The organism is Trinickia terrae (genome assembly GCF_005144415.1).
Lineage (GTDB): Bacteria > Pseudomonadota > Gammaproteobacteria > Burkholderiales > Burkholderiaceae > Trinickia_A > Trinickia_A terrae.
The window spans coordinates 1-12,348 of sequence record NZ_SWJE01000009.1 but is presented as its reverse complement, the minus strand read 5'-3'; the positions used below and the strand labels follow the sequence as shown (position 1 = coordinate 12,348).

Genomic DNA, 12,348 nt, shown 5'->3' with positions numbered 1-12,348 from the left:
TAGCCTCGATCCGACTCATACCAGCCCCGGCCGCTTTCAACGTATTTATAGGCCCCTCTAGGTGAGGCCAGGTCAATTCTGGCTACAGTCGGATGCGCTCATGGCTCCCACCGACGCAACAGCGTTAGGGGGAGACACTGATTCAGCGACTGCAGCCGGAGTAATGCGCAACCACTTGCCCTGGCTCCCATCACAGCGCGTCGTCCTTCAGATCTGGTTGAACCCGACGCGGGATAGCAGTTCAGAGAATCTGGGATCGAAGCGAGCGCTGTCGAAGGTAGGTTCTGTCCTGAGCTCAATGAAGTCAGGACTGTGCTCACCGTAGGCTTTTTCCAGCCAGCCGAACGTCTGCTCTTTGTCCCCGAGCGAACCAAACACTTTCGCCATGTTGTAGGGGTGGACGTAGTGCTTTTCGGATTCCGTCTCCAGCGCATCCACGATCTGCTGCATGGCCGCTCGCATGTCGGCGGCAGCGTAGGTCTGGGCCAGCCCCGTCAGCGTCTCTGTGCTCCTCCCGGAAAGCGTGACAGCCTTCTGCATCTCCTCGATTGCCTCATGGAACAACTTCTGTTGCTGGTAAACCAATCCCAGTCTGAAGTGAAGCAGAAAGTGGTTTGGATCGATTTCCAGGGCTTTACGGAGTTCTTCCCGTGCCTGGTCGTATCGCCGAGCAAGGTACAAGATGATGGCAACCGATGAATTCAGCACCGAATTCAACGGGTCCATCTGCTGGGACTGCCTGACCCTGGCAATGGCTTCTTCGGCTCTGCCTGCCAGCATGAGATATTCCGCGTACCAGTAATAGGCGATCGCGTGTCCTGGATTCAGTTCAATGGCGCGCAGGAAATCCTGTTCCAGATCGACCCAATCCCAATCGTGCAAACGCACATGGGCCAGTGACGCATAAGCCTCACCCAAGTCAGGTTCAATCTGCAGCGCTTTCCTGGCTGCCATTTTTGCTTGATGAAACGTTTCGCGCGCAGGGCTCACGCCGCGACATGCAAGCATCGTGTAGGCATCGGCCACTCCATCGTAGGCGGCCGCAAAGTTCGGCTGGTGTCCAATAGCGAGCTGAAAATACTCAATGCTCTTTCGCATGCCTTCTTCGGTGCGCTTGGACCAGAAGTGACGCCCCTTGAGATACGCTTCGTGCGCCTGCGCATCAATGGCACGAGTACGGTCTAAACGCCCTTGCTCGTGCGGCGTGAGCTTGATCTCAATTTCGCGGGCAATTGCCTTGGCCACCTCGATCTGGAGTGCCAGGATGTCATGCCGGTTCCCCTCGTAGGTCTCGGCCCAAAGGTGCGTTTCGTCGCTTACCCGGATGAGCTGCGCCGCAACCCGTACCCGATCTCCGGCACGCCGGACGCTTCCCTCAAGCACGTGGGAAACCCCGAGGTCTTGACCGATCTGATGAATGGTCTTGGTCGTGGATTTGTAGCGCATCGCCGAAGTCCGGGCGATGACACCGAGGCGCTCCGGGCTGAGCCGGGCAAGTTGGGTGATCATGTCCTCGGTCAAGCCCTCACTGAAGTAATCATATTTGTCGCCGCCACCGAGACTTTCGAACGGAAGCACGACCAGTATCACTCGCCCCTCCGATCGCCATGGATGATTTGGGAGCGGTAATGCTTCCGGTTCACTCGGTTCGCTTTCCACCAGCGCCCTGCCGTCAGGTTGCAAACGCCCCGCTTCATCCTCAGTGAGCGGCGGCCTTCCTGGGACGGCAGTGACCGGTCGGTGCCGGTTCCGATACAGCGCATCAGCCACAATGATTGCGATTCCAACAAAGACAATCACCGGCCGGGCATCGAGCGCCAAGCGCGACAAATGCTCCACCCTCTCTGGCGCCGCAATATAGCGGATTAGTCGAGCGATGAATTCCTGCGGCGCGAAGCCGGTGATTGCCAAGAGGACGCCCCCAATGAACCATTCGCTAACCCGCGCTCGCAACATCGCCCACAGGTGCCTCGGTATTCGCTGTGGGGTTCGTCCGTCTTTTTCGTCTTCCATGGCGTCCCCGCATAGAGTCGTGTCGACCAGGCGTTACGGTCCCTGACGCGGCACAGGAAGTTGGGAGGTGGGCTGAGGCGTACACGCCGTCGCAATCTTCGCGCGGCATTCTCTAGCCTACACAAACAGCGCTCATTGTTTCTGTGGCGAGAGGTAGCGCAGCGCTGCGGTCCGCTAATAGCCTTCAAGTGACTCGAACGATTCGTGCGCGCGGGAGGATCAAGAAGATTGCAATTCGTACCACGCCAACATAGCTACATTGATAACTATCTGCTTTTCTTAGACGAAAATCTATGCACCACCGCGCAGACCACCCAGCCCCTCCAGTGGATTGGGTGGGGCAGCACTGTTGCTTCATCGGGCATGCGGAGCAATCCGTCTGACTTGATCGATAGATGATCGTATGGGCCTTCGTAATACGTGACCTCAAACCCAACTGAACGGAAGGCCACGCCCAAGAGGGCGGATTTAGGTTTGGTGGGGCATGCGTTGCAAGACGAGCCTTTTCAGGCCTTTCCCGACTGCCGCCATGGGTTTGATTCGAAGCCGAGGCGACCACGAGCCGCGTGCGCTTCGGCGGTTCGGCGTGCGGAGACGCGGGAACCCAAAGACCGCTACCGCCGACAGGACTGAGTGCGCTTCGGCCAAGGCCGTCCGCCCAGGACACGCTTTTGGTTACTTTGGGCAAGACCAAAGTGACCCCGGTCCCGGGGAGGGACGGACTATACGGACCGCCGCGAATTCAAAGTTTCCGCGAAAACCCAAACGGCAAGAAAAAAGCAGCCCTAACGCACCGCATGACGCCGAAACCCCGCCCCCGCATGCCGCACAGGCAACCGGTCGCCCGCACCGAACAGCTTGTGGCGCAGCGCCCCCTCCGCATAGGCGGTCTTGTAAATCCCACGGTCCTGCAACTCGGGCACGACGAGATCGACAAAATGCTCGTAGCTCTCCGGCACGACGGTGCGGCTCAGGTTGAAGCCGTCGACGTCCGCCTCGCCGACCCACTTCTGCAGCTCATCGGCGATCTGCGCGGGCGTGCCGACGATCGCCGGATAGCGGCCGCCCAGCGCGAACATCTCGAGCAGCTTGCGGCGCGTCCAGCCGTGCGCCTGCGCGGTGCGCGCCGCCGATTCGATCGCATTGCCGGGACGATAGTCGACCGGTTCGTCGAGGTCGTACTGCGCGTAGTCGATGCCGGTGCTCGCGGCGAAGTGCGCAAGGCCCGCCTCGCGGCTCGCGTAATGCAGATAGTCGGCGTGCCGCTCGCGCGCTTCTGCCTCGGTCGCACCCGGCACCACGGCCGCGCCCACGAACACCTTGACGTCGCCGGGACGGCGTCCCGCCTCGACAAGCTGCCTGCGCAACGTTCTCACCGTCTCCCGGGCCGCCTCACGGTTCGGCGGAGAGATGAACACGCATTCGGCGTGGCGCGCGGCAAAGCGCTGGCCGCGTCCGGAGCTGCCGGCCTGGAACAGCACCGGTGTGCGCTGCGGCGACGGTTCGGCGAGGTGGTAACCCTCCAAGTTGTAGTAACGCCCGGCATGCTCGATGCGATGGACCTTTGCGGGGTCCGCATAGACACGCCCCGCCTTGTCGCGCCGCACGGCGTCGTCTTCCCAGCTGCCTTCCCACAGCTTGTAGAGCACGTCGAGATACTCGTCTGCTCGGTCGTAGCGTTCGTCGTGCGGCAACTGCTCGGCGCGCCCCATCGCGCGCGCGGCGCTGTCGAGATAGCCGGTGACGATGTTCCAGCCGATGCGCCCCTCTGTCAGGTGATCCAGCGTCGAAAAGCGCCGCGCGAGCAGATACGGCTCCTCGTAGCTCAGATTGACGGTCACGCCAAAGCCGAGATGCCGTGTGACGGCGGCCATCGCGGGAACGAGCAGCGCCGGATCGTTGACCGGCAGCTGGATCGATTCGCTGAGCGTCACGTCGACGTTGCGCCGGTATACGTCGTAGACGCCGACGATGTCAGCCAGAAACAGCCCGTCGAAGAGGCCGCGCTCGAGCACGCGGGCAAGCTCGGTCCAGTACGGCAGCAGGCGGTAGTCCGAGGAGCGGTCGCGCGGATGGGTCCACAGTCCGTGATTGATGTGGCCCACGCAGTTCATGTTGAACGCGTTCAGCAGGATCTGCTTCTTGCCCATCACAACGCTCCATGCCGGGGCGGGAGTGTGCCGTTCAGATAGAAGTTGCCGATCGCGTGGTATTTCCAGCGCACAGGGTCGTGCAGCGTGTGCGTGCGCGCGTTGCGCCAGAAGCGGTCGAGTCCGAGATCGTCGAGCGTCGCGGCCGTGCCCGCCAGCTCGAAGAGGCGCGAGCCGGCGTCGAGCGAGACGGTCGTCGTCGCGGCCCGCGCTTCGGCGACCGCAATCGACGCCTCCGCCACGGACTGTTCAGTCGAAGCGGCCTGCGCCGCATCGACGAAGCGGCCCGCACGCCGCAGAAGGGCTTCGGCTGCGCGCAGCCGCGCCGCGAGATCGCCGAACTGCGCGATCGCGAGCGGATCGTCCGCGGCGCGTTCGACCTTCGCGTCGATCCACGGCCGCGCGTGCTCGCGCACGAACTCGAGGGCGGCCGCGAACGCGCCGCGCGCCTGGCCGAGATCGATCGCCGCATGCATGATCTGCGCGAGCGGCCCGATCGTCGTCGGGCGCTGGAACGAGCTCGCGAACGGCACGACCCACTCGGGCTCGACACGCACGTCCTCGAACTGCACGGAGCCGCTGCCGGTGACCCGCTGGCCGAAGCCGTCCCAGTCGTCGACGACGGTCACGCCCGGCGCATCGCGCGGCACGAATACGAGCCACTCGACGTCGCCGCCCGCTTCTTGCGCCACGACGAGCGTCGGGATCCAGTGCGCGTACAGCGCGCCGGTGCAGTAGAACTTGCGTCCGTCGACGCGCCAGCCTTCCTGCGCGCGGGTGAGCCGCGTGCGGCGCTTGAAGTCCTTCTGGCCGATCTCGGCGAGCGCGTTGCCGAAGCGCTCGCCTGCGAGCACGCGGTCGTAGAAGAAGCGCTGCTGCTGCGCGTTGCCGCCCACGCGCAGCACTTCGAGCGCATAGAAGTGGTTCTGCGGAATCTGGCCGAGCGAACCGTCGGCGGCGGAGATCGTCGCCGTCACTTCGGCGAGCGTGCCCGCCGAAACGCCCGGCCCGCCGTAGGCACGCGGCACGGTAATGGTCCACAGGCCGCTGGCGGCAAAGGCGTCGAGCTCGGGCCACGGCAGGCGGCGCTCGCGGTCGCGCAGCACGGCGTCGCCCGCGAACTGCGCCGCGAGCCGCCGCGCGACGTCGAGCGCCTGCGCATCGTCGGCGATGCGCTCGGGCGTGCGCGCCACACGTGGCGTGGCGGGCAAAGCGAGGGATCCGGCGCGCGCTTCAGGCGCCGGCGAAAGTTCGATTGTCATCGTTCAGTTCCACGAATGCCGCGCCGGCAGCGCGTGATTCAGGTGATAGTCGCCGAGCAGGTGCAGCTTCCAGCGCACCGGGTCGTGCAGCGTGTGGGTGCGCGCGTTGCGCCAGTGCCGGTCGAGGTTGTGCGCCGCGCGCGTGGACGCCGAGCCGGCCAGTTCGAAGAGCTTTTCGCTCGCGTCGAGCGCGATGCGCGTCGTCAGCACCTTCGCTTCCGCGACGGCGACCGAGGCGCGCGCGCTCGCCTGCGCATCGAGCGGCGCCGCGGCGATCGCATCGAGCGTATGGCCGGCTTCGAGCAGCACCTCGTGCGCAGCGTGCAGAGCCACCATCAGGCGGCCCACGTCGCCGATGATGTACGGGTCGTCGGTAGCGCGCTCGAGGCCCGAGTCGATCCACGGCCGAGCCCGCTCGCGCACGAACGAGAGGGTGTCGGCAATGGCGGCCTGCGCGATGCCTTGATCGATCGCCGCCTGGATCAGTTGGGAGGCCGGCCCGAACAGCCCGGGGCGGTCGGCAAGCTGCCAGATCGGCAGAACGTCGTCCGGATCGACGGGCACGCCGTCGAAAACGACCGTGCCGCTCGCGGTCGTCCGCTGACCGAAAGCATTCCAGTCGTCGATCACGGTGAGCCCCGGCGCATGGCGCGGCGCCCAGACCTGAACCGCGCGTCCTTCGTCGTCGGTCGCGCGCGCCGGCACGCGGTGCGCGAACAGCGCACCCGTCGAATAGAAGCGCCGGCCGGACAGGCGCAGCCCGTCAGGCGTCGCACGCAGACGCGTCGTGCCCTGCAAGATGTCCTTTGCCGCGGCCGAGCGGCGCTCCGGCCCCGCGTTGCCGAGCCGCAGCCCTGCGAGCACCTCGCGATAGAAGCGCGCCTTCTGCGCCGGCGTGCCTATCTCGCGCAACACGCCCAGCACGCCGAAATGGTTCTGCGGAATCTGGCCGAGCGCGGGATCGGCTTCGCACAGGATCACGAACACCTCGGCGAGCGTCGCGAACGACACGTCGGCTCCGCCATATTCGCGCGGCACCGTGATCGCGCCGAGCCCGCTCTCGGACCACTGATCGAGTTCGGCCCATGGCAGCAGGCGCTCGCGGTCGCGCTGCGAGGCGCCGTTCGCGAACCTCGCGGCGAGTGTGCGCGCGGCGGCAAGCGCCGCCTCGTCGTCCGCGATGCGCTGCACGCGGTTGGGGTCGGGCGGCAGCGGAATGCGGTCGCCGTGTGGTTCGTCTTCGATGATTGGCATGGCAATTCAGGTCAGGTTCAAAGGGATACTCGCCGCATGCGCGCGCAGCGCCGTCACGCAGCCGGCGCGTAGTCTTCGCGGTCGATGTCGTAGCCCGAGGGCTCCCAGCGGATCGTGAGCAGCACCGCGAGCGAGGTCAGCGGCGCGAGCGCGATCACCCAGAACACCTTCGTGCCGAGCGCGGCGGCGAGCACCGGGAACAGGAACAGCGACACCGTCGACGCCGAGCGCACCAGCGTCTGGTTGAAGCCCACCCCCATGCCGCGCAGCGAGGTCGGATAGCTGAGCGACGCATAAGTCATCGCGTGCGACCCCGGACCGAAGCCCTGCCCGAACAGATAGCCGCCGAGCAGCAGGATCGCGAGCGCGACGAACGCGCCGCTCTCCGGATGCCCGATCAGCGCGAGGCCGACCAGCGAGACGAATTGCAGCGTGTGGCCAAGCACGGTCATCTTCCATGCGCCGACCGTCGGCGCGGTCCGCACGCCGATCAGTCCGCCGACGAACGCGAACAGCAGGTTCAGCGCCAGCGACGCGACGATGGTGGTGAGCGGCCCCTGCTTCAGGAAGCTCGCGATGATGACCGGCAAGCCGAACACAATCGCGTTGTAGCCGAACGACGACGCGGCGCCGATCGTCGCGGCGAGAATCGTCCGGCGCCGGTAGGCCGCGTTGAACAGCACGCCGTAGTTGCGCCACCGCGCGGCGCGCGGCGCTGACGCCTTCGCCGCCGCATCGTGTTCAACCACCGCGTCCACGCCATACGAGCGCCGCAGGATCCGCGCGGCGCCTTCGAGGTCGCCCTGGTTCGCGGCCCACAGCGGCGATTCGCTGATGTAGCGGCTGCGCACGAGAATGATGACGAGCGCGGGCACCGCTCCGAACGCGAGCGTCACGCGCCAGAGCCAGCCGAGCTGATGCGCCGGCAGGACGGCATAGAGCCCGAGGATCAGCAGATAGCAGGTGCTGGTCGCGGCATACCAGGCGGGACACCACGCAGCGACGCTCGCCGCCTTGTTGCCCCGGCCCGCCACTTTGGAAAATTCCGCGAGAAACGCCATCGCGACCGGCAGGTCGAGCCCGACGCCGATGCCCATCAGGAAACGCGCGCCGGCAAGCGCCCAGGCGTTCGGGGCGAGCCCCGCCGCGATCGCCGCGACGACGAAGAACAGCATGTCGGCCATGAAGACCCGGTAGCGGCCGATACGGTCGGTCAGATAGCCGCCGAAGAGCGCGCCGAGGATCGCGCCGAACGTGATCGACGCGGAGACGAAGCCGACTTGCACCGGCGTGAGCGCGAACTCGCGCGCGATGTCCTTCACGCCGTACGCGAGCGACGTCAGGTCGTAGGCATCGAGAAAGACACCGCCAAGCGCGATCGCAATGACGATGCGTGCGCGGCTGCCACGCGCGGCGCCCGCGTTGACGATATCCGCGACGTCCTGCGCGGAACGGATGACGGCGCGGCTCGATACGGCGTCCGCGTCGGCGGTGCGCTCGGATTGGGACGTTATGGCGAGAGTCGACATGATGGCGGCTCGTCCTTATTCGTTGTTGTCCTTCGGGATCCACGCGGCCGTCGCCGCATCGCTCGCGCGGAACGCGGGGAACTTCGCGCCGAGCTCCGCCATCGTGCGGATGTCGTTCTTCACGAGATCGTCGCGCGTAATGAGCGCCGGCTTGATGCCGATGCGATGCCCCGGGTCCTGCCCCGCGACGAGCAGCGCCGCCGCGCGCACCGACACCGCGCCGACCACCGCCGGATTGGTCGCGGCCGTCGCCACCCACGGGCTGTCCGGCGCGCGGATCGCGGCGATGTCCGCCGTCGAGATGTCGGCGCTGTAGATGCGCAGCTTCGCGCCGAGGTTCGCCTCGCCGGCGGCGAGCGTCGCGCCGCGCGCGAACTCGTCGTACGGCGCGAACACGACGCGGATCTCCGGATGCGCGCGATAGGCGGCCGCCGCCTGATTCGCGACGGATTGCGCGATCGGGTTGTCGACGGTCCCCCAGCGGGCCTTTTCCTGCACGCCCGGATGCGCGCTCTTGAACGCGCGCCAGACGGCGTCGCGGCGGTCGAGCGGCGCGAACCCGGCCACGTAGACGTAGCCCGCCGAGAATGCGCCGCCGTTGTCCTTCACGGCCTGATCGAGCAGCAGCGTGGCGAGGTCTTCGTCGCTTTGCTCGATCTGCGGGACCTTCGGGTTGTCGAGATTGACGTCGAAGGCGACGACCTTGATGCCCTTGTCGAGCGCGCGCTGCACGACGTCCTTGAGCGACTCGGGCAAGCCGTGGTTGACGATGATCGCCGCGACGCCGAGGCTGATCGCCTGCTGGATCTGCTCGCGCTCTTCGGCGGCGTCCTGGCGCCCTTCGTAGATCCGCAAGTCGATGCCGAGCGCCTTCGCCTGCTTCTGCGCTCCGGCCTCGTAGGCCTGGAAGAAGTCGCCGGTCGACAGATAGTTGACGAGCGCGATCTTCACACCGCCCTTGTCGAACGGCGCAGGCGCGCCGGGGACGCCGGCTGCGCACGCGGCGTGGTTCCATCCCAGCGCGGCCGCCGCGAGCGCAAACGCGCCGAGCGCGGCGCGCCACGGCCGCCTGCGGTGCGCCCGCGCGGCAGCGGCGCGGGCGGCGGTAACGGCGATGGCTTCGCTTGATCGAGTCATACGGTTTTCCTCTTCCGTTGTGTCGTTATGTGCTTGTGTCGACGCCGTCAGGCCGCGGCCTGAGCGTGCCTCGCGCGATAGGCCGCGCCCGGATGCGGCTCGGCCAGCCGCGCGCCGCGGCCATGCAGCTTCTCGCGCAGCGTGCCCGGCGCGTACTCGGTCTTGTAGACGCCGCGCCGCTGCAGCTCGGGCACCACGAGGTCGACGAAATCGCTGAAGGTTTCGTGCGTCAGCGCATAGGCAAGGTTGAAGCCGTCGACGCCGGTCTCTTCGACCCAGGATTGCAGCTCGTCCGCCACCTGCTCCGGGCTGCCCACCGTCAGCGGCCCGAGCCCGCCGATGCCGCCCCACTTGGCGATCTCGCGCACGGTCCAGACCCGCGCCGGGTCCGCGCTCGACAACGCCTCGACCGCCGACTGCACCGCGTTGCTCTCGACGTAGGAGAGCGGCTCGTCGAGGCCGTACTTCGAGAGGTCGATGCCGGTCCAGCCGGACATCAGCGCGAGCGAGCCCTCGTCGCTCGCATAGCGGCGGTAGTCCGCATGCTTCGCGTGCGCTTGCGCTTCGGTCCGGCCCGTGATGACCGTATGCAGGTTGAAGATCAGGACGTCGTGCGGATCGCGTCCGAAGCGCTTCACGCGCGCCCGGATGTCGGCGACGAAGTCCTTCAGGATCGTGCGCGACGGCGCCGCGATGAAGATGCATTCGGCGTGCTGAGCGGCGAAGTCCTTGCCGCGCTTCGATGCGCCCGCCTGATAGAGCACCGGCGTGCGCTGCGGCGAAGGCTCGCACAGATGGATGCCCGGCACGTCGAAATAGCGGCCCTGGTGGCCGATCGGATGCACCTTCGACGGCTCGGTGAAAACCTGCCGCGCCGCGTCGCGCACCACGGCATCGTCCTCCCAGGAGGCCTCCCACAGCTTGTAGCAAACCTCCAGATATTCGTCGGCGAGCGCATAGCGTTCGTCGTGATTCGCCTGCGCGGGCAGCCCGACGTTGCGCGCCGCGCTGTCCAGATACGACGTGACGATGTTCCAGCCGACGCGTCCGTTGGTCAGATGATCGAGCGTCGACATGCGGCGTGCGAACGGATACGGATGCTCGTACGAGAGCGAGCAGGTCACGCCGAAACCGAGATGCTCGGTGACATTGGCCATCGCCGGGACGAGCAGGATCGGATCGTTGACGGGCACCTGCGCCGCCTGACGGATCGCCGCTTCGCCGCTGCCCTGATAGACGTCGTAGATGCCGAGCACGTCGGCGATGAAAAGGCCGTCGAACTTGCCGCGCTCCAGCAGCTTTGCGAGATCGGTCCAGTAGCCGAGCTCGCGGTAGCGCCACGAGCTGTCGCGCGGATGCGCCCATAGCCCGGGCGACTGGTGCCCGACGCAGTTCATGTCGAAAGCGTTGAGGCGGATCTGTCTCGTCATGGCCGCGCTCTCAGTTCCACGCATGACGGGCCGGTTTCACGCCGTTCAGGTAGTAGTTGCCGACGAGGTGATACTTCCAGCGCACCGGGTCGTGCAGCGTGTGCGTGCGGGCGTTGCGCCAGTGGCGGTCGAAGTTGTGCTCGGAAAGCGTGGCCTGCGTGCCCGCAAGCTCGAACAGCTTTTCGCTCGCGAGCAGCGCGATCTCGGTGGTCAGCACCTTCGCTTCGCCGACCGCCACCGAGGCGCGCGCGACGTCGTCCTCGCTCGTCTGCGGCTGCGCCGCGATCTCGTCGAGCACGCGCGCCGCGCGCTCGAGCAGAGCGTCGGCCGCATGGAGCTGGATATGCAGGCGGCCGATCTCGCGCACCGTCAGCGGATCGTCGCTGGCGCGCTCGACGTGGCTGTCGACCCACGGCCGCGAGCGCTCGCGCACGAACTTGAGCGTATCGGCAAGCGCCGCGTGCGCGATGCCCGCATCGATCGCGGCCTGGATGATCTGCGAGATCGGGCCGTTCAGCGTCGGCAGGTCGGAAACGCGCTGCGCGGGAAACACGTGCGATGCGGGCACGCGCACCTTGTCGAGCACCACCGTGCCGCTTGCGGTCGTGCGCTGGCCGAAGCCCGACCAGTCGTCGATCACGGAAAGGCCGGGCGTGCCCTTCGGAACGTAGGCGAGCCATGCCTTGCCCTCGCCGTCGAGTCCGAGCACCGGCACGTAGTGCGCAAAGAGCGCCCCCGTCGAGTAGAACTTGGTGCCGTCGACGACGTAGCTGCCGCTGTCGCCGCCGTCATCGCGCGTCACGCGCGTTTTCAGATCGAGCACGTGCTTCGTGCCTTTCTCGGAGAAACCGTTGCCGAAGCGCTTGCCCGCGAGCACCTCCGCGAAGAAATGGCGTTTCTGCTCGGGCGTGCCGGTCAATGCGATCACGTCGACGAGACCGAAATGATTCTGCGGCAGCTGTCCGAGCGACGGATCCGCTGCGGCAACGATCTTCACGACCTCGGCGAGCGTGACGAACGAGACACCCGCGCCGCCGTAGGCCTTGGGCACGGTGATCGCCCACAGGCCGGACTGCGAGAACCACTCGATCTCCTCGTGCGGCAGCCGGCGCTCGCGATCGCGCAGCGCGGCATCCGCTGCCAGACGTTTCGCGAGATCGCGCGCGACGGCGATCGCTTCTGCGTCGCTTTCTATGACGCGCGCCGCGTCTGCCGATGCCGCTTCAGGATGCAAAGAAACCGGTGCGTCGATTGCCACCATGCAGGACTCCGCTTCTGTGACTGTTTGCCCAATCTATCAGCGGCCATCGCGGTGTCCAACCGATGGTTTGGAAGATCGTTATTCATGGTTCTTAGGTTGGCTAACAATAGCTGTCATTTTTAAGGATCGTGGTTTTTTGGTCTTGCTGTTTGGGTTGTCGTGCAACTTAGGCTGTCGTGCAGCTTTGATATCGCGGCGGTCCGTATAGTCCGTCCCTCCCCGGGACCGGGGTCACTTTGGTCTTGCCCAAAGTAACCAAAGGCGTGTCCTAGGCGGACGGCCTGGCCCGTTAGCACTCAGTCCTGCCAGCGA

General features: G+C 66.2%; 8 protein-coding genes. All 8 read right to left on the bottom strand.

Annotated features, from left to right (window positions below; genetic code table 11):
- Positions 1-207: 207 nt before the first annotated feature.
- Positions 208-2,013 carry a TPR end-of-group domain-containing protein gene (locus tag FAZ69_RS17590; protein WP_136896367.1) on the bottom strand — a complete coding sequence of 602 codons (1,806 nt, stop codon included), beginning with the start codon at positions 2,011-2,013 and terminating at the stop codon, positions 208-210.
- Between the two features lie 785 nt (positions 2,014-2,798).
- The gene (locus tag FAZ69_RS17580) at positions 2,799-4,163 is read right to left on the bottom strand and encodes an LLM class flavin-dependent oxidoreductase (RefSeq protein WP_136896365.1); all 1,365 of its coding nucleotides are present in this window, start codon (positions 4,161-4,163) and stop codon (positions 2,799-2,801) included.
- On the bottom strand, positions 4,163-5,425 hold the full coding sequence (locus tag FAZ69_RS17575) for an SfnB family sulfur acquisition oxidoreductase (protein WP_136896364.1): 1,263 nt from the start codon (positions 5,423-5,425) through the stop codon (positions 4,163-4,165). Before FAZ69_RS17575 ends, FAZ69_RS17580 begins: the two co-directional genes overlap by 1 nt.
- A gap of 3 nt (positions 5,426-5,428) precedes the next feature.
- On the bottom strand, positions 5,429-6,679 hold the full coding sequence (locus FAZ69_RS17570; RefSeq protein ID WP_136896363.1) for an SfnB family sulfur acquisition oxidoreductase: 1,251 nt from the start codon (positions 6,677-6,679) through the stop codon (positions 5,429-5,431).
- Positions 6,680-6,732: 53 nt separating this feature from the next.
- Complete coding sequence (locus FAZ69_RS17565) at positions 6,733-8,208, bottom strand: MFS transporter (RefSeq protein WP_136896362.1); 1,476 nt, start codon at positions 8,206-8,208, stop codon at positions 6,733-6,735.
- 15 nt (positions 8,209-8,223) lie between these two features.
- Positions 8,224-9,345 carry a substrate-binding domain-containing protein gene (locus FAZ69_RS17560; RefSeq protein WP_240702304.1) on the bottom strand — a complete coding sequence of 374 codons (1,122 nt, stop codon included), beginning with the start codon at positions 9,343-9,345 and terminating at the stop codon, positions 8,224-8,226.
- Between the two features lie 47 nt (positions 9,346-9,392).
- The gene (locus tag FAZ69_RS17555; RefSeq protein ID WP_136896361.1) at positions 9,393-10,775 is read right to left on the bottom strand and encodes an LLM class flavin-dependent oxidoreductase; all 1,383 of its coding nucleotides are present in this window, start codon (positions 10,773-10,775) and stop codon (positions 9,393-9,395) included.
- A gap of 10 nt (positions 10,776-10,785) precedes the next feature.
- Entirely contained in the window at positions 10,786-12,036 is a 1,251-nt protein-coding gene (locus FAZ69_RS17550) for an SfnB family sulfur acquisition oxidoreductase (protein ID WP_136896360.1), read from the bottom strand.
- Positions 12,037-12,348: the final 312 nt, after the last annotated feature.

What these genes read in the sequence shown, in the direction of transcription:
- FAZ69_RS17590 (WP_136896367.1), bottom strand. Translation starts at nt 2,013, where the DNA reads ATGGAAGACGAAAAAGACGGACGAACCCCACAGCGAATACCGAGGCAC.
- FAZ69_RS17580 (WP_136896365.1), bottom strand. Translation starts at nt 4,163, where the DNA reads ATGGGCAAGAAGCAGATCCTGCTGAACGCGTTCAACATGAACTGCGTG.
- FAZ69_RS17575 (WP_136896364.1), bottom strand. Translation starts at nt 5,425, where the DNA reads ATGACAATCGAACTTTCGCCGGCGCCTGAAGCGCGCGCCGGATCCCTC.
- FAZ69_RS17570 (WP_136896363.1), bottom strand. Translation starts at nt 6,679, where the DNA reads ATGCCAATCATCGAAGACGAACCACACGGCGACCGCATTCCGCTGCCG.
- FAZ69_RS17565 (WP_136896362.1), bottom strand. Translation starts at nt 8,208, where the DNA reads ATGTCGACTCTCGCCATAACGTCCCAATCCGAGCGCACCGCCGACGCG.
- FAZ69_RS17560 (WP_240702304.1), bottom strand. Translation starts at nt 9,345, where the DNA reads ATGACTCGATCAAGCGAAGCCATCGCCGTTACCGCCGCCCGCGCCGCT.
- FAZ69_RS17555 (WP_136896361.1), bottom strand. Translation starts at nt 10,775, where the DNA reads ATGACGAGACAGATCCGCCTCAACGCTTTCGACATGAACTGCGTCGGG.
- FAZ69_RS17550 (WP_136896360.1), bottom strand. Translation starts at nt 12,036, where the DNA reads ATGGTGGCAATCGACGCACCGGTTTCTTTGCATCCTGAAGCGGCATCG.